The organism is Salipiger abyssi, assembly GCF_017311415.1.
Taxonomy (GTDB): domain Bacteria; phylum Pseudomonadota; class Alphaproteobacteria; order Rhodobacterales; family Rhodobacteraceae; genus Salipiger; species Salipiger abyssi_A.
This window is the reverse complement of the sequence record NZ_JAEKIS010000002.1, coordinates 20,682-42,771: the sequence shown is the minus strand read 5'-3', so window position 1 is coordinate 42,771 and position 22,090 is coordinate 20,682. Positions and strand designations below refer to the sequence as shown.

Sequence of the window (22,090 nt, the reverse complement as noted above, 5' to 3'; positions counted from 1 at the left end):
AGATCCCTTGTAACATGGGTTGAACACAGAACCGGCGCGGGTGTGACGCCGCGCCGGTCCCCTAGATGGTACACATCTGAATGTTAGAATAAAAATGTAACCTACAGAATCTTTTTGACCTTTTCGTGAGCGAGCGTCATCTGCCCAACCCTCAGGCAGGCATCCGCCGCTCCACGACCTCGGCCCACCACGAACAGCCTGCGGGAATTGCCTCGTCGTTGAAGTTGTACTCGGGGTTGTGAACATCGGCAGAGGGGCCGTTGCCCACGAGGATATAGGCGCCGGGGCGTTCTTCGAGCATATAGGCGAAATCCTCGCCGCCCATGGTGATCGGCGCATCCCGCTCGCAGGCGCCGGCAATCGCTTCGGCCACATCGGCGGCGAACTCGGTCTGAGCCTCGCTGTTGACCATCGCCGGATAGCCCGGAATCCATTTGATTTCGGCCTCGCAGCCGAGCGCCTGCGCAGTGGCGGCGACCAGGGCCTTGATCCGCTCCTCGCCAAGGTCCCGGTTCGCCTTCGACATGGTGCGCATGGTGCCGCGCATGGTGACGGCGGCGGGGATCACGTTGAAGGCCTTCGACGAGCTTTCGATCGAGGTGACAGAGATCACCATCTGATCGTCGGGGTCGGAATTGCGGCTGACGATGCTTTGCAGCGCGGTCACCACATGCGCCGATGTCACCAGAGGGTCGGTGGCCTGATGCGGCTTGGCGGCGTGACCGCCCTTGCCGTGCACGGTGATCTCGAACTGATCGGTGGCGGCAAAGAAGGCGCCGGGCCGGATGGCGAACTGCCCTGTGGGCACGCCGGGCCAGTTGTGCATGCCGTAGACCTCCTGGATGCCCCAGCGCTCCATCAGCCCATCCTCGCACATGAAGCGCCCGCCGCCGCCGCCCTCTTCGGCGGGTTGGAAAATCACCACCACGGTGCCGTCGAAATTGCGCGTCTCGGAGAGGTATTTCGCCGCCCCCAGCAGCATGGCGGTGTGGCCGTCATGACCGCAGGCATGCATGGCGCCCGGAGTCTTGGAGGCATAGTCGAGCCCCGTCGCCTCGTGGATCGGGAGCGCATCCATATCGGCGCGCAGCCCGATCACCTTGCCCGAGCCGCTGGCCTTGCCCTTGATGACGCCGACCACACCGGTGCGGCCGATGCCCTCGGTCACCTCGTCGCAACCGAATTCGCGCAGCTTTTCAGCGACGATGCCGGCGGTGCGGTGGGTGTCGAAGAGGATCTCCGGGTTTTCGTGGAAATCGCGTCGCCAGGCGGTGATTTCGTCCTGCAACTCGGCGAAACGGTTCTTGACGGGCATGTCTTTGGCTCCTGTTGTCGTATCTTGCGAAAAGCCTGCCACCGCCCGGTGCGGGCGGCAAGCGCGGCCTGATTGGATGTCAGATATTGGGTCCGGGGATCAGTTTCGACCCGTCGGAAAAGCGCGTGATGCGGAAGCGGTTCAGATCGTGGCCGGGATCGCGCTCCTGCGCCATGTCTGCGGCGATGCGCCCGAAGGCGGGGCCGATGCCGAACCCGTGGCCGCACATGCCGGTGACCGCGTTCAGCCCCGGCAGCTCCGGCACCCGGTCGACCACCGGCACCACATCGGGCATCACGTCGATCATCCCGGCCCAGGCGGCCTGCAAGGGCACCTCGCCCATCTGCGGGAAATGCTGCCCGAACCGCCGGCGCATCTCGGCGACCTTGGCGGCGTTGGGCTCGGGAGAGAGAATGCGCATGCGCTCGAAAGGCGTCTCGTCACCGTCGCCCCAGCGGCGCGGCGTGCCCCAGGCATCCGGATAGCCTGCCGGCGCCGGCGCTCGCAGATGCACGTCGAAATCGCCCGAGATCGCCAGCGGCAGATAGGTCTTGAGCCCGCGAAACGCATCCGGCCCGATGAAGAGCTCGGCAAACCCTGCCGGCGCCAGCGTGTAGCCGCCATCGTCGCGCGGACGAAAGGCCAGCGCATCGTCCACCGCCGCGGTGTTCACCCCCTGCGGCAGCCGCTCCGTCGCCATGGCGGTGGAGCGCACCGAGAGTTGCGGGATGCGCACCCCGTGCCGGCGCAGGAAGAGCGAGGACCACGCCCCGCCCGCCAGCACCACCTGCGCGCAGGCGATGCGGCCCTTTTCGGTGACGACCCCGGCGACCCTGCCGCCCTGCATGTCGAGCCCGCGCACGGCACAGCGCTCGCGGATCGTGGCGCCCTCGGAACTCGCGAGCCGCGCCAGCTCCGGCACCGCCACCCAGGGCTCGCCCTTCATGTCGGTGGGCGTATGCAGCGCGCCGACCCAGGGGCTGTCTTCGGCGCCGAGCAACGTTCTGGTTTCTTCGGCATCCAGCAGGCAGGACGACACGCCGAGCGGTCTGGCCTCTTCCAACCAGCCGGCAAAGCCCGCCATCTCCTTGTCGCTGCGGGCGAGATAGCTCACCCCCACCTGTTTCACGCCGAGCCGCCCGCCGCAGTCCGCGTCGAGCTGCGGCCAGAGATCCTGCGCCTCAAGCGCGATCGGGATCTCGGCCATGTCGCGGCCCTGCACCCGGATCCAGCCCCAGTTGCGCGAGCTCTGCTCGGCGGCCACCCGGCCCTTTTCCAGCAGCACCACGTTCAGCCCTGCCCGCGCCGCGTAAAGCGCCGTCGAGATGCCGATCACCCCGCCGCCGATCACCGCGAGATCGCAGGCCTCGGGCAGCGGGCCATCGTGCTCGACGGGCCCCTCGTCGCGGAACGGAAAGATCATCGCAACCGCTCCAGCAGCCCGTCCATAAAGCGCTGCCCGGCGTCGAGCTGCGAGATCTCGATATATTCGTCGGGCTTGTGGGCGATGGTGATGTCGCTCGGTCCGCAGACCACCGCGTCGTAGCCGCCGGCCTGAAAATGGCTGGCCTCGGTGCCGTAGCTCACCTGCATCACACCGTTGTCGCCGGTGACCTGACGCACCAGTTCCTCGGCGCTGTTGCCCTCGGTGGGTTTAAGCGGCGGCAGATCGAACATCCGCGTGACCTCGATCCAGGCATCGGGATGCACCGCCTTCATCTCTGCCTCCAGCGCGGTCACCGCCTCCATCAGACGCCGCGCCCAATCCTCCGGGTCTTCGCCGGGGATGACGCGAAAGCTCATGCCGAATGCGCAATCCTTGGCGGTGATGTTGTGCGCGGTGCCGCCATGGATCTGGCCCACATGCACGTTGGTGTAAGGCGGATCGAAGAGCGCGGCGATCTCGCCGGGCTTGGCGGCGGCATTTGCGGCGTTCTGCGCATTGGCCCATTCGATGAGCTTCGCGCCCCACATGATCGCCGAGACGCCGGTATGCAGGATCGAGCTGTGCACCTCGACCCCATGCACATGGATCCAGAAATTCACCCCGCCCTTGTGACCGGTCACCGCCTTGATCATCGTCGGCTCGCCGATGATCGCCGAGGCCGCCTTGGGCACCACACCCTGCATCGCCGCCACCAGATCGGCGGCGCCGGTGCAGCCGATCTCTTCGTCATAGGTCAGCGCCAGTTGCAGGGGCCGCATCACGCCGCGATGCTTCGCCTCGACCAGCGCCCAGATCGCCAGCGCGTCAAAGCCCTTCATATCGGTGGAACCGCGCCCGTAGAGCCGCCCGTCGCGTTCGGTCAGTGTCCAGGGATCGGAGGTCCATTCCTGCCCGTCGACCGGCACCACATCCGTATGCCCCGAGAGCACCACGCCGCCTTCCTCCGCCGGCCCCACATGGGCAAAGAGCGCCGCCTTGAGATCGGGCTCGGCCTCTTTGTAATGGCGGTGGCTGTCGATGCCGTGCTTGCCCAGATAGCCCTCCACCCAGTCGATCAGCGGCAGGTTGGTATCGCGGCTGACGGTGGGAAAGCTCACCAGATGCGCGAGGATCTCGCGCGGGGACAGGCGGGTCGGCATTTGGGGGTCCTTTGTTCGTTCACCAATGACCTAAGCCCGCCCCGAGCGGCCCGCAAGAGCGCCCGCCGCATAGCCGGCATCCGAAGACCGACCCCGCCCAAATTTCCCTCACAAAAGCCAGGTTCATCTTTCCGGAAATACTCGGGTGAGCGCGCCCCGTCGCGCGAGGGGCAACGCCCCCCTTTTCATACGCAGCGCCCCTGTCAACGAGCGCGAGCGGAACGGGGGTCGCGGGGGCGGAGCCCCGCGCCTCTCCCCTAGTAGCCGCTATCCGAGGTCAGCACGAAATGCCCCGGCGCCACCTCATCATAAACATTGGGCTCGGGCTCATAGCCCACCGGGTGAATGGGCGAGGGAATCGGTTTGAAATTCAGATCCTTTTCGGATTTCCGCATATGCGGGTCGGCAATCGGCACCGCCTTCATCAGCGCTTGGGTATAAGGGTGCTGCGGATTCTCGAATACCGCCGCGCGCGGGCCGATCTCGACGATGCGCCCGAGATACATCACCCCCACCTTGTGGCTCACCCGCTCGACCACCGCCATGTCGTGGCTGATGAAGAGATAGGAGAGCCCCATCTCCGCCTGCAATTCCATCATCAGGTTCAGCACCTGCGCCTGCACCGACACGTCCAGCGCCGAGACCGCCTCGTCCGAGACGATCAGCTTGGGGTTCAGCGCCAGCGCCCGGGCGATGGCGATCCGTTGCCGCTGCCCGCCAGACAGCTCGTGCGGGAATCGGCGCATGAAGCTGCGCGGCAGCTCCACCCGGTCGAAGAGCATCGCCACCCGGTCCATCATCGCCGATCCCGAATGGGTGCCGTAATTCCGCATCGGCTCGGCCACTTGATCGGCGAGGTTCATCTGCGGATTGAGCGAGGCAAAGGGATCCTGAAAGATCATCTGCATCTGCCGCCGCTCGTCGCGCAGCATGTTTGGCCCCAACCCCATGATATCGGTGCCATCGAGATCGACGCGCCCGCGCATCGGCTCCACCAGCCGCAGAATCGAGCGGCCCGCCGTCGACTTGCCGCAGCCCGATTCCCCAACGAGGCTCAGCGTCTGGCCCTTGTTGAGCACGAAGTTCAGATCCTCGACCGCATGCACATTGGCGATGGTGCGACGAAAAAAGCCGCCCTTGACCGGAAAGCGCGTGGTCAGCCCCTCGACCGTCAGCAGCGGCTGGTCGGTACCGGGGATCGGCTTCACCTCGTCCTGTTCGCGTCCCAGGAGCCGCATCGGCTCGGGCAGCGCCTTGCCCTTCATCTCGCCCAGCTTGGGCACGGCCGCCAGCAGCGCCTTGGTATACGGGTGCTGCGGGCGTTCGAAGATCTCCTCGGCGGTGCCCTCCTCGACCTTGTTGCCGCGGAACATGACGACCACGCGGTCGGCCATCTGCGCCACCACCGCCATATCATGGGTGATGAACATCACCGCCGTGCCGGTCTCGCGCTTGAGCCGGTCCATCAGCGCCAGGATCTCGGCCTGAATCGTTACGTCGAGCGCCGTGGTCGGCTCGTCGGCAATGAGCAGACGCGGCTTGCAGGCCAGCGCCATGGCGATCACCACGCGCTGGCGCATGCCGCCCGAAAGCTCGTGCGGATATTGCTTAAGCCGCCGCTCGGGCTCGGGGATCCGCACCTGTTGCATCAGCTCCAGCGCGCGGGCCTCGGCCTGTTCGCGGGTCATGCCGCGATGCACGCGCAGCCCCTCGGTGAGCTGCCGGCCCACGGTGAAGACCGGGTTCAGCGCGGTCATCGGCTCCTGAAAGATCATGCCGATCTCGTTGCCGCGGATCGTGCGCATCAGATCCTGATCGGCGGTGGCGAGATCCAGCTCGCCGCCCTCTTTGCGATCAAAAAGCAGGCGGCCATTGGCGATCTCGCCGCCGCCGAACTCGATGAGCCGCATCAGCGACAGCGACGAGACCGATTTGCCCGATCCCGATTCGCCGACGATGCAGACGGTCTCGCCCGCATTGACGTCAAAGCTCACATCCTCGACGCCCGCGACGGTGCCGTCCTTGGTTTCGAACTCGACCCGAAGGCGGTCGATCCGGGCGATGGGGTTGTCGAGCATGCGCGCACTCCTGAAGATGTATGAATGCAAACGCTACGGGCAGGCCCGCCAAACTGTCAAACCCCCGCGATGGTTTCCGCCAAGGCAGCGCTTGCAATTTTGACGGGTTCTGTTTCGATGATTGGCACGACGGGGATCGTCGCGGCGCTCAGGACGCTTGTGAAACGCGGCCGGGGCTCGGGTGATTCCCTTCCATAAAAACCAAAAGCCGGTCCCCGTGGCCGGCAGCCCAACAAGGAGAGACTCATGACGCTCAAGACCCTCTTGCTCGGGGCGGTCGCCACATCTGCGCTGGCCCCCGCCGCCTTTGCCGAGCGCGGCGAGGACGGGCATGTGAACATCATCTACTGGCAGGCGCCGTCCATCATGACCCCCTATCTTTCGGGCGGCACGAAGGACATCGAGGCCGCCTCGCTGGTGCTTGAACCGCTGGGCCGTTACACCGAGACCGGCGCGCTTGTGCCCTATCTTGCCACCGAAATCCCCACCGTGGAAAACGGCGGCGTGTCCGAGGATCTGACCTCGATCACCTGGACGCTTAAGGACGGGCTCGTCTGGTCCGACGGCAGCCCCGTGACCTCGGCGGATGTGAAGTTCACCGGCGAATACTGCATGCATCCCGAAGGCGGCTGCGCGCAGCTCGCCAAGTTCACCGGCGTCGAAAGCATCGAAACCCCGGACGATCTGACCGTGGTGGTGAATTTCGACAAGCCGATGCCGAACCCTTACGGCCCGTTCATGGGCGGCCAGTCGCCGATTCTTCAGAAAGCGCAGTTCGAACAGTGCCTCGGCGCCAATGCCTCGTCCTGCACCGACGCGAATTTCTACCCCGTCGGCACCGGCCCCTTCGTGGTCGACGAGTTCAAGCCGAACGACGTGATTTCGCTCTCCGCCAACCCCAACTACCGTGATCCGGCCAAGCCCGCCTTTGCCACGGCCACGCTGAAAGGCGGCGGCGATGCGGAATCGGCGGCCCGCGCGGTGCTTCAGACCGGCGAGTTCGATTACGCCTGGAACCTCCAGCTGGCCCCCGATGTGCTCGCCTCGATGTCCGAAGGCGGCACCGGCACGCCCGTGTCGGCCTTCGGCACGCTGGTCGAACGGATCGAGATGAACCTCACCGATCCCTCGCCCGATCTGCCCGAGGGCGAGCGCTCCACCGTTGCGCATCCGCACCCGATCCTGTCGGATTTCAACGTGCGCAAGGCGCTCTCCATGGCCATCGACCGCGGCCTTCTGACCGAGATCGGCTATGGCCAGGCCGGCCGTCCGACCTGTAACCTGGTTCCCGCCCCGGCGCTTTACGCCTCGCCCAACGAGGAATGCCTGACGCAGGATCTCGAAGGCGCCAAGGCGCTGCTGGAAGAGGCCGGCTGGACCGACACCGACGGTGACGGCGTGCGCGAGAAGGACGGCATGGAGCTTTCGCTGCTCTATCAGACCTCGACCAACGCCGTGCGCCAGGACTTCCAGGCCCTGATCAAGGACTGGTGGAGCCAGATCGGCGTCGAGACCGAACTGCGCAACGTCGACAGCTCGGTGTTCTTCGGCGGTGACCCGGGCTCGCCCGACACCTTCCAGAAGTTCTATGCGGACGTGGAAATGTACGCCAACAACTTCGACGGCACCGACCCGCAATCCTACCTGTCGATGTATCGCTGCGGCAACGAGCCGAAGCCGTCGAGCCAGTGGCAGGGCGAGAACATCAACCGCTTCTGCGACCCGGAATACGATGCGCTGCTCGACGAGCTGGCGAAGACCGGCGAGCTGGAAAAGCGCGGCGAGATCGCCAAGAAACTCAACGAGATGCTGACCAAGGACACGATGACCATCGTCCCGCTGGTCGACCGTGGCCGCGTCTCGGCGCATTCCAACACGCTGGGCGGCGTGGTCCTGAACACCTGGGATTCCGAGCTCTGGAACGCCGCCGACTGGTATCGCATCGACGGCTGATCGCCACCTGAAACCCCTGACGAAAACGGGGCGGCCCCTGCGCCGCCCCGTCTCCCGCCAGTCCCCGACCGGAGGATAGCTGAACTCATGACCCGAGGCGCCGCATGCTGACCTATGCAACCCGACGATTGATCCTGTCGATCCCGACGCTTCTGTTCATCAGTTTCGTGATCTTCATGCTCCTCCAGCTCGCCCCCGGCGATCCCATGGCGCAGGTTCCGCTCACCGTGCCGCCGGAGGTGAAAGAGAAGATGCGCCAGGCGCTCGGCCTCGGCGAGCCGCCACTGGTGCAATACTGGAAATGGCTGGTGCAGGTGTTCTGGACCGAGCCCAAGATCTTTATCGACTGGCTGACCCGCGACAGCTTCCTGCTGGGCTGGCTGCCAGATACCGCGCTTTATCAGGGCGAGCTGCGGGTGATCTCCTGGCAGACGCGCTCGCCGGTGATGGATATCGTGCTGCAACGCATTCCGCAGACGCTGTGGGTCGTCGGCATGTCCTATATCGTCGGCGTGCTGATCGCGCTGCCCATCGGGATCTATTCCGCCTACCGGCAATATTCCGTCTTCGATCAGGCGGGGACCTTCATCACCATGGTGGGCTTTTCGATTCCGCCCTTCTTCACCGGGCCGCTGCTCATCGTGATCTTTTCGGTCTATCTGGGCTGGTTCCCGTCGATCTACGACACCACCCATGAGGTGCGGGACTGGGCGAGCTTCAAATACCAGCTGCAACAGATGATCATGCCGGTGATGGTGCTGGCGCTGCAAACCACCGCGCAGTTGAGCCGCTACATGCGCGCCTCGATGCTCGACAATCTCAACCAGGATTACGTGCGCACCGCGCGGGCCAAGGGCCTGTCGGAGTCCATCGTCGTGATGGTGCATGTGCTGCGCAACTCGATGATCCCGGTGGTCACCGTGATCGCGCTCGGCGTGCCGGCCATCTTCGGAGGCGCGATCATCACCGAGAACGTGTTCAAGGTGAACGGCATCGGCCAGCTTCTGATCACCGCGCTCTTTGCCAACGATCTGCCGATGGTGATGACGCTGACCTTCATCTTCGCCTTCCTGATCGTGCTCTTCAACCTGATCGCCGATATCCTCTACGGCCTTCTCGACCCGAGGATCCGCTATGACTGAGCCCGTCCCCTCCTCGCCCGCCCCCATCGAAGCGCTCAAGGACAAGGGCCCGCAGGCGCCGCCGCGCTCGAAATGGCGCGATGTCTGGGAGCAGTTCCGCAAGCACAAGGGCGCCATGCTGGGCGCGTTCTTCCTGATCTTCATCACGCTCGGCGTGCTGTTCGGGCCGTATATCTGGACGCTGGACCCGCAGGCGCTGGATATCCGCTCCAAGGACATGCGGCCGATGTATACGGCGATCTGGGATTCCTCGGCGAAGACCGGCTGGAACCACCCGCTGGGCTCCGACCAGCTCGGCCGCGACAACCTCGCGCAGCTCATCGCCGGCGGGCGCGCCTCGATGGCGGTGGGCTGGGCGGCGATGCTGCTGTCGCTGATCATCGGCACCGGCGTCGGCGTGATGGCGGGGTTCTTCAAGAAACTCGACGGGCCGCTGATGCGCCTGACTGACCTGTTCCTGTCGCTGCCGATCCTGCCGCTGCTGCTGGTGGCGGTGACGCTGTTCCGCCAGCCGCTGCGCGCCAATTTCGGCCCCGAGGGCGGCATGTTCATCCTCATCGTGACGGTCGTGGGAATTACCTCCTGGATGCCCACGGCGCGGATCGTGCGCGGCGACATCCTCGCCATCAAGGAGCGCGAATTCGTGCTGGCAGCGCGGTCCATCGGCACGCGGCCCTTCCAGATCATCAAGCGGCATCTGCTGCCCAACGTGCTGTCTCCGATCATGGTGTCGGCGACGCTGGGTCTGGCGACGGCGATCATCACCGAGTCGGCGCTGAGCTTTCTCGGCGTGGGCTTCCCGTCGGATTTCCCGACCTGGGGCAAGATGCTGGCCGACGCGGTGGCGCGGATGGAGGATTTCCCCGAACGCGTGATGCTGCCGGGGATCGCGATCTCGCTGACGGTGCTGGGGGTGAACTATCTCGGCGACGGGCTGCGCGACGCGCTCGATCCGCGGATTCGCGGGCGGTAAGGGATGCCGTGAGCGGTGGGCAGATTGCCCACCCTACACCAGAACGTTGCTCCGGGCGGGGGACAAGGCAGCAGGCCGCTGCGCCATCGCCGGCCCGTCCCGTCGCACCGGAGGTGCGCTGTTTATAGTTGGCACGCCTATGGCGTGACGGGCTGGCGATTTGGTGACGCCATGCCGTGTTTCGAGGTCATTCGGACTTGGCCGGGATAAATTAAGGGGTTCAGAGAAAAGATCGCCGCCCCACGGGCCGGCGATGGCGCGGCTCACCGTAGGGTGGGCAATCTGCCCACCGCCCACGCACCCAAAATCCGCCTATCCGCGTGGCGCCATCTGCCCGAGCGCCAGAACCGGCCCGGTCGGCTGACCGGTGGGCGAGCCGCCCTCGGGCTCTTCGGAGATCGCCACCGCCGCGCCCGGAATCTGCCGGGCGATGGCGCGCGGCACCGGGATCTCGGTCAGCCCCTCGCGATCGACCAGCCCCAGCGACATCGGTGCGCTGTCCTCATCCGCGATCAGCCAGATCTCCAGCGAGCGGTCCTCCGGATAATCGCCCGCATCGCGCCGCACCATGAAGGTGCCGCTGTCGGGCGCGTAATGCGCCAGCATCACCAGCCCGCGCGAGGGCGTCTCCAGATCCGCATAAAGATGCGGCGCGTCGCGCGTGTCGAGCAGTCCGCTGAAGCTCACCGCCCAGGCAATCGCCGCCGCGGTGACGGCGCCCAGAAGATAGGGCAGCAGCTGCCGCCAGGCAGGCTGCGACCGGCGCCCGAAAAGCTCCGCCTCCGCGCGGCGCAGCACCTGCGGCGGCGGCGCGACCTCGGCGATGGGATCGGTGAGCGTGGCGAAATATTCTTCCCATGCCTCCACGTCCTGACGCAGATCGCGGTCCTGTGCCAGCCGCGCCTCGAAGGCGGCGGTCTCCTCCTCCGACAGCAGCCCGAGGACATACTCCGCCGTCGCGGCTTCCCAGCCGCCCGGAAGATCTGTTTCCTCTGGCCCGCTCATCGGCTCAGGCACTCCCTCAATTGCATCAGGCTGCGGCGCAGCCAGGTTCTAACGGTGTTCAGCTTGACGCCGGTGGCGGTGGCAAGCTCGGCATAGGTATCGCCGTCGAGATAGGCGCGGCGCACCATCTCGGCGCGCTCGGGCGGCAGCTCGGCCATGCAGGACGCCAGTGCCTGCGCCTCGCCGCGCGCCTCGGCATGCTGTGCCGGGCCCGGTGCCGGATCGGCGATCAGATCCGCCGCGTCGATCGGGTCGGTCACCCGCCCTGTCCCAGCATCGCGCCGGCGGCGCCGATCGACGGCGGCGTTGCGCGCCAGCGTGATCAGCCAGGTCATCGGCGAAAACCCGTTCACCCGATACTGCCCGGCGCGCGCCCAGATCTTGCAGTAAACGTCCTGAAGCGCCTCTTCGGCCAGCGCCCTGTCATCCAAGACACGCAGGCAGACGCCGAAAAGTTTCGCCGCCGTCCGGTCATAGAGCAGACGAAAGGCGGCGCGGTCGCCCATGGCGATCCGGGCGATCAGATCTTCGATCTCGGCTTGCGGGGTGGTCACGGGGTGCGGCGCCTGAACAGGGTCTTTTCTTGCCCGGAGCCTATCGCGGCAGCGCAGCGGGAGCAAACCCTATCCGCAACCTGCCCGTGCTCTTGCCCTTCCCGAAGATATGGGGCACCACGGGGGCCAACAGAGTTCACGACCGTACAGAGGCACGCCATGAGCAGCGAGATCGACGTCAATGCGAAACCGACCGAAGAGATCGCGGTCCGCGAAGTCTTCGGCATCGACACCGACATGGTCGTCCATGGCTTTCCCGACCGCACCGACCGGGTGCCGGATCTCGACAGCACCTACAAGTTCGACCCCGACACCACGCTGGCCATCCTCGCGGGCTTTCGCAACAACCGCCGGGTGATGATCCAGGGCTATCACGGCACCGGGAAATCCACCCATATCGAACAGGTGGCCGCCCGGCTCAACTGGCCCTGCGTGCGGGTCAACCTCGACAGCCACATCTCCCGGATCGACCTGATCGGCAAGGACGCGATCAAGCTGGTGGACGGCAAGCAGACCACCCAGTTTCAGGAAGGCATCCTGCCCTGGGCGCTGCGCAACCCCACCGCCATCGTCTTCGACGAATACGACGCGGGCCGGGCCGACGTGATGTTCGTGATCCAGCGGGTTCTGGAAACCGACGGCAAGCTCACCCTGCTCGATCAGAACCAGGTGCTGACGCCGCACAAGTATTTCCGCATCTTCGCCACCGCCAACACCGTGGGCCTCGGCGACACGACGGGCCTCTATCACGGCACCCAGCAGATCAACCAGGGTCAGATGGACCGCTGGTCGCTGGTGGCGACGCTGAACTATCTCAGCATCGACGCCGAGGTGAATATCGTGCTGTCCAAGGCGCCGCATTACAACAACGAGAAAGGCCGCAAGACCATCCGCCAGATGGTCACCGTGGCCGATTTCACCCGCCGCGCCTTCATGAACGGCGAGCTCTCGACGGTGATGTCGCCCCGGACGGTGATCGCCTGGGCGACCAATTCCGAGATCTTCCGCAATGTCGGCTACGCCTTCCGCGTCTCCTTCCTCAACAAATGCGACGAGCTCGAGCGCCAGACCGTGGCCGAGTTCTACCAGCGCTGCTTTGACGAAGAGCTGCCGGAAAGCGCGGCGAGCCTGAGCCTCGTCTGATCCGCAATGCCCGCGCCGCTGCATATCGGACTGATCGGCGGCATCGGCGTGGCCGCGACCGTGGTCTATTACCAGCGCCTGACCGCCGCCGTGCAGCGGCTCGGCGGCAGGCTGGAGCTGACCATCGTGCATGCGGATGTGCATGAGCTGATCCGCAACAACCTCGCCGACAATCGCGCGGAGCAAGCCGAGATCTATCTCGGCCTGCTCGACCGCCTGAAGGCCGCCGGCTGCGACTGCGCCGCGATCACCTCGCTCGGCGGGCATTTCTGCTATGACGAGACGGCGGCGCGGTCGCCGCTGCCGCTGGTCTCGGCGGTGACGCCGCTCGACGACTATTTCGCCGCCGAGGGGCTGAAACGCGTCGGCCTGCTCGGCACCCGCGTGGTGATGCGCACGCGGCTTTACGGCCAGCTCGCAAAGACCGAAGCGGTGGCGCTCGACGAGCGCACCGAAGAGCTGGGCCAGAGCTATCAGGACATGGCGGTCGCCGGGCTCTGCACGCCCGAGCTGCGCGCACTGTTTTATGATGCGGGCCGCGCGCTGGTCGAGGATCGGGGCGCCGAGGCCGTGGTGCTGGCGGGCACCGATCTCAATCTCGCCTTCGACGGCGCCAGCGATCCCGGCTACCGGGTGATCGACGCGCTCGACGTGCATGTGGACCTGCTCGCGCGGCTTGCCACCGGCCGGGCGGCGCTGTGAGCGCGCGGCGCGCCGCGTTCCTGCTTCTTGCCGGGGTTGCGAGCCCGGCCCTCTCCGAAACCCCTGCCGAATGCGCCGCGTTCTGGAGCGGCGTCGCCGCCGAGCAGCGCGCCATGCCGGGACTTGGCGTCGCCCCCGACGCGGCGCTGGCGCTGGTGGCAGAGTTCTCCGCACTGAGCGAGACCGGCGTGGCCGAGGCGCATGTCGCCGGCTACCGGCTGCTCTATCGCGGGCTGATCGATGGCGATTCCCAGAGCAGCGATCTCTTCACCCGCATCGCCACCCGCTGCGACGCGCTGCTGCCGCGCCCCTGAGCCGCCCGCCGCGCTCATTCTTTCGCAAGCTTTCCGTGCCAGCCTCGGCGGCATGGGCATCGTTCAGAGCATCCTCTGCGCCGCCATGCTGGCGCTCGCTGCCGCCCCTCCCGGCGAGGCGCCGGCCCGGGTGACAGACCGCGCGCGGCTCTTTGCGGATTGCGCCGGGCGGCTCTCGGCAAGCGTGGAATTCACCTGGCTGATGCAGCGCGGCGACGGCGGCCGCGATCAGGCGCTGCGCAGCGGGTTCGAGGCGCTGATTGCCGCGATCCTGCCCGATGCGCGCGCCGCCGGGCTCGACGGGCGTGCGCTGCTGCATCGCCGCCTCGCGGCCAAGGCGGCGCAGGCGCGTCTGCTGCATGACGCAGAGTTCGGCACCGATCCGCGCCGCGCCGCCCGTGCCCGCCTGCTGGCCAGCCGCCACCGTGCCGCCTGCGCTGCAATGCTGCCGGGCTGACGCGGGCATTTTTGCCCCTTGCCAATCGCCGCGCGGGGCGCGAAACCTGTGGCCATGGCGCGCAATGACGACAACCCCGCAGATCCCTTCAAGAAGGCGCTGGCCGAGGCCACCAAGGTCATGGCCGACGACCCGGAGCTTTCGGTCAATTACACCGTGGACCCCTCGGGCGTCTCCGGCGACATCATGCGACTGCCGCAAGTCAGCCGCCGGATGACCCGCGACGAGGTGCTGCTGGCCCGCGGCACCGCCGACGCGCTGGCGCTGCACCGCCGATACCATGACGGCGCCACCCATGCCCGCTACGCCCCGCCGGGCGACATGGCGCGCGAGCTTTACGAGGCGATGGAAACCGCCCGCTGCGAGGCGATGGGCGCGCGCGACATGCCCGGCACCGCCGGCAATATCGACGCCAAGATCGGCCACGAGGCGGCGCGACGCGGCTATGGCCAGATCACCCAGGCCGCCGAGGCGCCGCTGCCTGTGGCCGCCGGATATCTCATCCGCCATCTCGCCACCGGGCGCGAGCTGCCCAAGGACGCCAGCCATGTGATGGATCTCTGGCGTGGCTTTATCGAGGAGCAGGCCGGCGGCACGCTGGACGGGCTCGAAGACACGCTTGCCGATCAGGCCGCCTTTGCCAAATTCGCCCGCCAGATGATCACCGATCTGGGCTATGGCGACCAGCTCGGCGAGGATCCCGACCAGCTCGACGACGAGAGCCAGGACGAGGCCGAACCCGAAAGCGGCGAGGAGGAACAGCCCGACTCGACCGGCGAGGATCAGGACGATCAGGACGAGGCCGAAGCCTCGCCCGAGCAGAGCCAGGACGAAACGCAGGATGCCAGCCAGGCGCAGGTCTCTGCCGATGACATGGCCGATCAGGAGCTCGGCGAGGAAACCGAGATGCCCGAGGGGGAGGCGCCGATGGAGCCGCCCGCCCCCGCGCCGGTCTCCGAGGCCGATCCCGCCTACAAGGTCTATGACAGCACCCATGACGAGGAAATCCCCGCCGAGGAGCTGGCCGAACCCGCCGAGCTGGAGCGCCTGCGCGCCTATCTCGACCAGCAGCTCGACCCGCTGAAAGGCGCGGTCTCGCGGCTTGCCAACAAGCTGCAACGCCGGCTTCAGGCGCAGCAGAACCGCAGCTGGGAATTCGACCGCGAGGAAGGCATTCTCGATGCGGGCCGTCTGGCACGGGTGGTGGCCAACCCCACCACGCCGCTGTCGTTCAAGATCGAGAAGGACACCGAGTTCCGCGACACGGTGGTGACGCTGCTTCTGGACAATTCCGGCTCCATGCGCGGCCGCCCGATCTCGATCGCGGCGATCTGCGCCGACGTGCTGGCGCGCACGCTGGAGCGCTGCTCGGTCAAGGTCGAGATCCTCGGCTTCACCACCCGCGCGTGGAAAGGCGGGCTGGCGCGCGAGAAATGGCTCAACGAAGGCCGCGAGCAGCAGCCGGGCCGGCTCAACGACCTGCGCCACATCATCTACAAGCGTGCCGATGCGCCCTGGCGCCGGGTGCGCGACAATCTCGGGCTGATGATGAAAGAGGGTCTGCTGAAGGAAAACATCGACGGCGAGGCGCTGGAATGGGCGCATCGCCGCATGGCCGGCCGCCCCGAGGCGCGCAAGATCCTCATGGTGATCTCCGACGGCGCGCCGGTGGACGATTCCACGCTCTCGGTGAACCCGGCGAATTATCTCGAAAAGCACCTGCGCGACGTGATCGCGATGGTCGAGCGTAAGAAGCAGGTCGAGCTGCTGGCCATCGGCATCGGCCATGACGTCACCCGCTATTACGAGCGTGCGGTGACGATCACCGATGTCGAACAGCTTGCGGGCGCCATGACCGAACAGCTCGCGGCGCTCTTCGACAGCGACCCGCGCGCGCGCGCCCGTTTCATGGGCATCAAGCGCGCCAGCTGACCGACCCCAAGACACCCCGGCCCTCATCTCGGATGGCCGGGGATTTTTTTGCGTATTTGCAAAGAGAAGACGCGCCCGATGCGTCTTCTCTTTCGGACATACGCCCCCACGACCGCGCGGCCGGGCGTGCCGCCGCAGACAGGAGCGCATCGCCATGTTCCAGAGCTTTCAGGAAACCGCCCGCCCCGAACAGGGCCCGCCCCGCCTCGCCGCGCTGCGCGAGGAGCTGGCACGCGAGGGGCTCGACGGGGTCATCGTGCCGCGCGCCGACGCCCATCAGGGCGAATATGTCGCCCCGCATGACGACCGGCTGGCCTGGCTCACCGGCTTCACCGGCTCGGCGGGCTATTGCGTGGCGCTGACCGGCGAGGCCGGGGTCTTTGTCGACGGGCGCTATCGGGTGCAGGTCAAGGCGCAGGTGGCGAGCGAGTTCACCCCGGTGGACTGGCCCGAAACCGGGCTGGCGGAGTGGATCGTGGCCAAGCTGCCGGAGGGCGGCACGGTGGGCATCGACCCATGGCTCTTCCCGGTGGCGCAGATGCGCGGGCTGGAGGAAAAGCTCGGCAAGGTGGCGCTGCGCCGGGTCGACAATCTGGTGGACCGGATCTGGCACGATCAGCCGGCACCGCCGCTGGGGGCGGTCTTTGCCCAGCCGGTGGAGCTCGCCGGCGAGGCGCATGGTGACAAGATCGCACGGCTGGCCAGAGGGCTCGGCAGTGCTGCGGCCTGCGTAATCACCCTGCCCGACAGCATCGCCTGGCTGCTCAATATCCGCGGCACCGATATACCGCGCAACCCGGTGCCGCATGGCTTTGCCATCCTGCATGCGGGCGGGCGCGTCACGCTCTTCATGGACGCTCGCAAGCTCGACGGGCTTGGCGACCATCTCGGCCCCGAGGTCGAGATCGCTCCGCCCGCGCGCTTTCTGGAGGCGCTCGGCGCGCTGGAGGGCCCGGTGCAGATCGACCCGGCAAGCTGCCCGGTGGCGGTAGCCGATGCGCTGGAGGGCCGCGAGATCACCGAGGCGCCCGACCCCTGCCTTCTGCCCAAGGCCTGCAAGAACGCCGCCGAGCTCGACGGCACCCGCGCCGCGCATCTGCGCGACGGCGCCGCCATGGTGCGCTTTCTGGCCTGGCTCGACCGCCAGCCGCCGGGCAGCCTGACCGAGACCGGGGTGGTCACCGCGCTGGAAAATTTCCGCCGCGCCACCAACGCGCTGCGCGACATCTCCTTCGAGACCATCGCCGGCACCGGCCCCAACGGCGCCATCGTGCATTACCGCGTGACCGAAAACACCGACCGGACCGTCGAGGCCGGGCAGCTGCTGCTGGTCGACAGCGGCGGGCAATATGTCGACGGCACCACCGACATCACCCGCACCGTTCCCGTGGGCAAAGTGGGCGACGAGGAGCGCACCAATTTCACCCGCGTGCTCAGGGGCATGATCGCGCTCTCGCGGCTGCGCTTTCCCGAGGGGCTCGCCGGGCGCGATATCGACGTGCTGGCCCGCGCGGCGCTCTGGGAGGCGGGGCTCGATTACGGCCACGGCACCGGCCACGGCGTCGGCGCCTATCTCAGCGTGCATGAGGGCCCGGCGCGCATCGCCCGCACCGGCACCGTGCCCTTTGCTCGGGGCATGATCCTTTCCAACGAGCCGGGCTTTTACCGCGAGGGCGCTTATGGTATCCGGATCGAGAACCTCATCGCGGTCGAGCCAGCTCCGCCCCTTCCGGGGCAAGTCGTGCCGAAGATGTTGCGGTTCGAGACCCTCACATGGGTGCCGATCGACCGGCGGCTGATCGTGACCGATCAGCTGTCACGGCCCGAGCGCGACTGGCTCGACGGCTATCACGCGCAGGTTCTGGCGCGGATCGGCCCGCTGGTGGAGGGAGAGGATGCGGATTGGCTCAAAAGGGCCTGCGCGCCGCTTTGACACAGGAGTGTCGCAAAGCGGCTGGTATATGATCCGCGATCATACGGGGAGAAACAGATGCTGAGACATATCGCAATCCGCCCGGCGGCGGGCACTTGGGTGATCCGTGCCGGTGGCGCGGTTCTGGGAGAAAGCAGCCGCGCACTGGAGTTGACCGAGGGCGATATGCCCGGCGTCATCTATTTCCCGCGCGACGACATCGCCATGGCCTTTCTGGAGCCCACCGACTACCGCACGGTGAACCAGTGGATGGGCGAGGCGACCTATTTCAACATCGCCTCCAAGAGCCGCAGCTACGAAAACGCCGTCTGGTCCTATGAGGCGCCGAAGGACGAGGCGACGGAACTCGCCGGCTATCTGGCCTTTCAGGTTCAGGACGGGGTCGCTGTCGAACAGGTGTGACGATCAGGGGCGCGCTTGCCCAAGCGGCGCGCCCTATCACGAAGATGACATGTCCTGTGATTGCGCCCGACAATATGAGCCCTCCGTCAAACCGGTTTTGCCAGAACAGGATTCAAAGCGATCTTTCCGAGGCGAGCGCCGCAAATCTCACTGACGAGCAGCGAAATACGCTCGCATGGTTCAGCGCATCGGACGCCTATCTTACAAGTCTGAGAAAATTCAGTGATCGCCCGACCAGGAAAAACGCTGCCGATTTCATTCAGGCAAGTACCTATTTGGATTGCTTCACGCTCAAAGAAATCAAGCTGGATCAGACAGCGCAGGCGGTACAGCAATACGATATGTTCAATACGGCACTTCCGTTAGAAATACGTATGTCATACTTCGCAATCGCCGAACGCATATCGGCAGATTAGCGGCATCGTGGTCGCGAAAAATGTGACTGCACCGACGCTCCGGACCTCCAGCGATGAACCGTAGGGTGGGCAATTCTGCCCACCGCTGCGACAAAGCTCACTGCATCCGCGAGGGGTAGATGAAGCCGCTGATCGGATAGGTCTGGCCATAGGTGCCGGGGTTGCTTTCCACCCGTACCGCCGACCAGTCGTTCCGCGCCGAGACGTCCTTGATCGACATGCCCAGCGAGACCTCGTTGCGGGTCCAGTTGGCGTGGTCGACGCGGATCTCGCGCTCGGAGACCACATCCGAGACCACCGCCACATGGCCCATCGGCATGCCGCGCGTCGAGGCGAAGGCCATCACCGCGCCCACCACCGGCTTGGCGCCACGGTCGTAGAGCCCGCTCGCCTTGCCCCACCAGGTCTCGGCATTGCCGCGGATCTGAATGCCGCTGGCATTGCGCGCGAAGGGCACGCACCAGACGCGCTGGCCCTTCGATTGCAGGATATCCACCTCGCGAAGCGCCATCGCCCGGCGGTCGAGATCGATCCCGTCCGAGGAATAGGCGATGTCCGGACCCTTGGTCGAACACGCGGCGGTTGTCAGGAGTATTGCACAGAGTAGCGGCAGGCCTAGCCGCGCTTTACGCGCACCGGTCACGCTCATTCGTCCCTCGTCTCGTATCGTTCTGCCCGACCCCGCTGTCCCCGGGGATGGTCAAAAGTCTTTGACGATCTCACACGTTTTGCAAAGAGGATGTTACAGGCTTCGGCGAAAATCCGCGCATTTTCGGGCGATTGTCGCCGCCGCGCGCTCAATCTACGGGCGATATCGCGACGCTCAGGCCTCGGCCTTCTTCTCCCAGCGCCCGCTTTCCTCGGACCAGTACTGCGCCTTGCAGCCCGCGCCGGTCAGCGCGCGCCACTGGCCGCGCGCCGCCTCCACCGCCATGGCGTCATGCCCGTCGAAGAGGATGCAGACCCGGTCCAGCCGGCTCACCTCGTCGGGCGCGACCTCGGCACCGTCCACCGCCATCAGGCAGGCAGCGTCGTTGGGCATGGCGGTCTGCACGGTCAGCAGCACCGGCTGGAGCGCGTCGTGTTTGCCGCCGGCGAGCCCGTGCGGCAGGAAGCCCTCCTCCGGCCCCAGCCAGAGCCGCTGGTCGAGCCAGTCCATGCGCGCCGGATCGGTGCCGCGCACCGCCACGCGCCAGCCGGCGGCCAGCGATTTCTCCAGCAGCACCGGCAGGGTCGCCTCCAGCGGGCGCTGGGTCAGGTGGTAGAAATAGGCGGCGCCCATCGCTCAGCCTCCGTGGTCGCCTTCGGGGTGGTATTCGCCGAAGGTGAAAAGATGCCCCTCCGGATCGCGCACCGAATAGCTCTGCCCGCCATAGGGCTGCTCTTCCAGCGGCATCAGGATCTCGGCCCCGGCGGCCACGGCGCGGGCGAAATGCCCCGCCACATTGGTCACACAGACATAGACCGAGGTGGTCTCGCCCCCCGCCTCGGCGGGGCTGCGCATGTGCCGCCCGAACGGGCTGTCGCGATGCTCGGGGCCGAACATGAAATACCCGCCGCCCTGCGACAGCTCCACATGCAGGATCTTCCCGTCGGCATCGCGATAGACCGCATGCTCGGCAAAGCCCAGGGCGCCGGTGAGAAAGTCGAGCGCCGCGTCGCAATCCCGATAGCGCGTGGCGGGAACGATCATGCTCAGCCCTCTTTCGTCTCGAAGCGGTCGCGCACCAGCCGGTCGAGCGCCATCACGCCCCAGCCGGTCGCGCCCCTGGGCGCCAGCGCGCCGTCGCTCTTCACATGCGCGACGCCGGCGATGTCGAGATGGATCCACGGCACGTCCGGCTTCACGAAACGGCCCAAGAACTGCGCGGCGGTGATCGAGCCCGCCGGGCGGCCGCCAATGTTCTTCATATCCGCCACCGGCGATTTCAGCATGTCGTCATAGGCCTTGCCCATCGGCATGCGCCAGGCGCCCTCGCCCTCTGTCCCTGCGGATTTCAGGAAGGCACCGGCGAAGGGTTCGTCATTGGAATAGACGGCGGCGTTCTCATGCCCCAGCGCCACGATGCAGGCGCCGGTGAGCGTGGCGAGATCGACCATCGCCGCGGGCTTGATATGCTCCTGCGCGTACCACATCACGTCACACAGCACGAGCCGGCCCTCGGCATCGGTGTTGACCACCTCGATCGTGTCGCCCTTCATCGAGGTCACCACATCGCCCGGGCGCACCGCCTCGCCCGACGGCATGTTCTCGACCAGCCCGACGAGCCCCACCACATGGGCCGGCGCCTTGCGCAGCGCCAGCGCCTTCATCACGCCGGAGACGACGCCGGCGCCGCCCATGTCCATGGTCATGTCCTCCATGCCCGCCGCCGGCTTCAGCGAGATGCCGCCGGTGTCAAAGACCACGCCCTTGCCGACCAGCGCCAGCGGCGCGGCCTCGGCGCCTTTCCAGCGCATCACCACCACTTTCGACGGCGCGGCAGAGCCCTGCCCGACGCAGAGCAGCGCGCCCATGCCGAGCTCGGCGAGCCTGTCCTCCTCCAGCACCTCGACCTCGACACCGAGATCGCGCAGTGCCTCCAGCCGCGTGGCGAATTCGGTGGTGGTCAGCACATTGGCGGGCTCGTTGACCAGATCGCGGGTGAAGAACACGCCCTCGGCCACGGCGAGCGCGGCGGCGGCTTCGGCCTCCACCGTCTCGGGCTTGCTGCAATAGACCAGCGCGGGGGCCAGCGGCGTGCCCTTTTCGCTCTTGTGGTCGGTGAAGCTATAGCCGCGCAGCGCGAGGCCCATCACCGTCTCGGCAAGACGCATCTGGGTGTCGCCGAGCACCGTCACGGCACTGCTGCCCGCCGCCTTGGCGATGGCCCCGCCCGCCTTGCGCGCATCGGCCACATCCGGGCGGCGCTCCAGCTTGACGATATCAATCGCATCGGCGGCCATGCCCGCCGGAAAGGCAAGGCTCAGCACATCCCCCTCGGCGCGCTTTTCCCAGCCCTCGCCCTCGACCGCGCGCGCGACCGCCCCTTTGGTCAGCCGGTTCAGCCGCCGTGCCCCGCGCCCAAGCTGGCCTTCGCCGTTCACAAAGACGGCGATGCGCCCCACCGCGTCTTTCAGGGCGTCCAGGTCGGTTTCGGCAAAGCTGATCTTGCGCAGGTCGGTCATCGTGGTCTCCCGTGTTT

General features: G+C 66.6%; 21 protein-coding genes. 11 read left to right on the top strand and 10 right to left on the bottom strand.

The genetic code is table 11. The features are described 5' to 3' along the window. Positions 1–151: 151 nt before the first annotated feature. From I6N89_RS03530 to I6N89_RS03515, 4 genes are all read right to left on the bottom strand, one after another. Complete coding sequence (locus I6N89_RS03530) at positions 152–1,315, bottom strand: M20 aminoacylase family protein (protein ID WP_207016844.1); 1,164 nt, start codon at positions 1,313–1,315, stop codon at positions 152–154. Between the two features lie 79 nt (positions 1,316–1,394). Then, positions 1,395–2,738 (bottom strand): NAD(P)/FAD-dependent oxidoreductase, encoded by a 1,344-nt coding sequence (locus I6N89_RS03525; protein ID WP_207016843.1) that lies wholly within the window; start codon positions 2,736–2,738, stop codon positions 1,395–1,397. Further along, positions 2,735–3,901, bottom strand: coding sequence for an acetylornithine deacetylase (gene argE / locus I6N89_RS03520; RefSeq protein ID WP_207016842.1), 1,167 nt, complete (start codon positions 3,899–3,901; stop codon positions 2,735–2,737). The genes I6N89_RS03525 and argE overlap by 4 nt, the downstream gene beginning before the upstream one ends. A gap of 257 nt (positions 3,902–4,158) precedes the next feature. Beyond that, positions 4,159–5,979: an ABC transporter ATP-binding protein gene (locus tag I6N89_RS03515; protein ID WP_207016841.1), complete on the bottom strand. Its 1,821-nt coding sequence runs from the start codon at positions 5,977–5,979 to the stop codon at positions 4,159–4,161. A 246-nt stretch (positions 5,980–6,225) separates the two neighbouring features. Between I6N89_RS03515 and I6N89_RS03510 the strand changes: the two genes are divergently transcribed. The 3 genes from I6N89_RS03510 (at position 6,226) to I6N89_RS03500 (ending at position 10,047) form a co-directional block, all read left to right on the top strand. Further along, positions 6,226–7,932, top strand: a complete 1,707-nt coding sequence (locus tag I6N89_RS03510) for a peptide ABC transporter substrate-binding protein (RefSeq protein ID WP_207016840.1) — start codon at positions 6,226–6,228, stop codon at positions 7,930–7,932. Between the two features lie 104 nt (positions 7,933–8,036). Continuing rightward, the gene (locus I6N89_RS03505) at positions 8,037–9,074 is read left to right on the top strand and encodes an ABC transporter permease (RefSeq protein WP_207016839.1); all 1,038 of its coding nucleotides are present in this window, start codon (positions 8,037–8,039) and stop codon (positions 9,072–9,074) included. After that, positions 9,067–10,047, top strand: coding sequence for an ABC transporter permease (locus I6N89_RS03500; protein WP_207016838.1), 981 nt, complete (start codon positions 9,067–9,069; stop codon positions 10,045–10,047). Before I6N89_RS03505 ends, I6N89_RS03500 begins: the two co-directional genes overlap by 8 nt. Positions 10,048–10,359: 312 nt before the next feature. On the opposite strand, the gene I6N89_RS03495 is transcribed toward I6N89_RS03500, so the two are convergent. Beyond that, complete coding sequence (locus tag I6N89_RS03495; protein WP_207016837.1) at positions 10,360–11,052, bottom strand: anti-sigma factor; 693 nt, start codon at positions 11,050–11,052, stop codon at positions 10,360–10,362. Beyond that, a complete protein-coding gene (locus I6N89_RS03490; protein WP_207016836.1) occupies positions 11,049–11,606 on the bottom strand; it encodes a sigma-70 family RNA polymerase sigma factor in 558 nt (185 codons plus the stop codon). The genes I6N89_RS03495 and I6N89_RS03490 overlap by 4 nt, the downstream gene beginning before the upstream one ends. Before the next feature lie 159 nt (positions 11,607–11,765). On the opposite strand from I6N89_RS03490, the gene cobS reads away from it, so the two are divergent. The 8 genes from cobS to I6N89_RS03450 all read left to right on the top strand — a co-directional run bounded on the left by cobS (position 11,766) and on the right by I6N89_RS03450 (position 18,905). Then, positions 11,766–12,749 (top strand): cobaltochelatase subunit CobS, encoded by a 984-nt coding sequence (gene cobS, locus I6N89_RS03485; protein ID WP_076704276.1) that lies wholly within the window; start codon positions 11,766–11,768, stop codon positions 12,747–12,749. Between the two features lie 6 nt (positions 12,750–12,755). Further along, positions 12,756–13,451: an aspartate/glutamate racemase family protein gene (locus I6N89_RS03480; RefSeq protein ID WP_236016420.1), complete on the top strand. Its 696-nt coding sequence runs from the start codon at positions 12,756–12,758 to the stop codon at positions 13,449–13,451. Next, complete coding sequence (locus I6N89_RS03475; protein ID WP_207016835.1) at positions 13,448–13,765, top strand: hypothetical protein; 318 nt, start codon at positions 13,448–13,450, stop codon at positions 13,763–13,765. The genes I6N89_RS03480 and I6N89_RS03475 overlap by 4 nt, the downstream gene beginning before the upstream one ends. Before the next feature lie 52 nt (positions 13,766–13,817). Beyond that, on the top strand, positions 13,818–14,222 hold the full coding sequence (locus I6N89_RS03470; protein WP_207016834.1) for a hypothetical protein: 405 nt from the start codon (positions 13,818–13,820) through the stop codon (positions 14,220–14,222). 54 nt (positions 14,223–14,276) lie between these two features. After that, the gene (cobT, locus tag I6N89_RS03465; RefSeq protein ID WP_207016833.1) at positions 14,277–16,154 is read left to right on the top strand and encodes a cobaltochelatase subunit CobT; all 1,878 of its coding nucleotides are present in this window, start codon (positions 14,277–14,279) and stop codon (positions 16,152–16,154) included. Positions 16,155–16,308: 154 nt separating this feature from the next. Beyond that, the gene (locus I6N89_RS03460) at positions 16,309–18,087 is read left to right on the top strand and encodes an aminopeptidase P family protein (RefSeq protein ID WP_207016832.1); all 1,779 of its coding nucleotides are present in this window, start codon (positions 16,309–16,311) and stop codon (positions 18,085–18,087) included. 57 nt (positions 18,088–18,144) lie between these two features. After that, entirely contained in the window at positions 18,145–18,489 is a 345-nt protein-coding gene (locus I6N89_RS03455) for a DUF427 domain-containing protein (RefSeq protein WP_207016831.1), read from the top strand. A gap of 56 nt (positions 18,490–18,545) precedes the next feature. After that, entirely contained in the window at positions 18,546–18,905 is a 360-nt protein-coding gene (locus I6N89_RS03450) for a hypothetical protein (RefSeq protein WP_207016830.1), read from the top strand. A gap of 97 nt (positions 18,906–19,002) precedes the next feature. Here I6N89_RS03450 and I6N89_RS03445 read toward each other — a convergent pair whose 3' ends face one another. From I6N89_RS03445 to I6N89_RS03430, 4 genes are all read right to left on the bottom strand, one after another. Continuing rightward, the gene (locus I6N89_RS03445; protein WP_207016829.1) at positions 19,003–19,554 is read right to left on the bottom strand and encodes a CHAP domain-containing protein; all 552 of its coding nucleotides are present in this window, start codon (positions 19,552–19,554) and stop codon (positions 19,003–19,005) included. A gap of 174 nt (positions 19,555–19,728) precedes the next feature. After that, a complete protein-coding gene (locus tag I6N89_RS03440) occupies positions 19,729–20,187 on the bottom strand; it encodes a DNA polymerase III subunit chi (RefSeq protein WP_076704252.1) in 459 nt (152 codons plus the stop codon). Between the two features lie 3 nt (positions 20,188–20,190). Further along, on the bottom strand, positions 20,191–20,598 hold the full coding sequence (locus tag I6N89_RS03435; protein WP_207016828.1) for a VOC family protein: 408 nt from the start codon (positions 20,596–20,598) through the stop codon (positions 20,191–20,193). A gap of 2 nt (positions 20,599–20,600) precedes the next feature. Then, positions 20,601–22,073, bottom strand: coding sequence for a leucyl aminopeptidase (locus I6N89_RS03430; RefSeq protein ID WP_207016827.1), 1,473 nt, complete (start codon positions 22,071–22,073; stop codon positions 20,601–20,603). Positions 22,074–22,090: the final 17 nt, after the last annotated feature.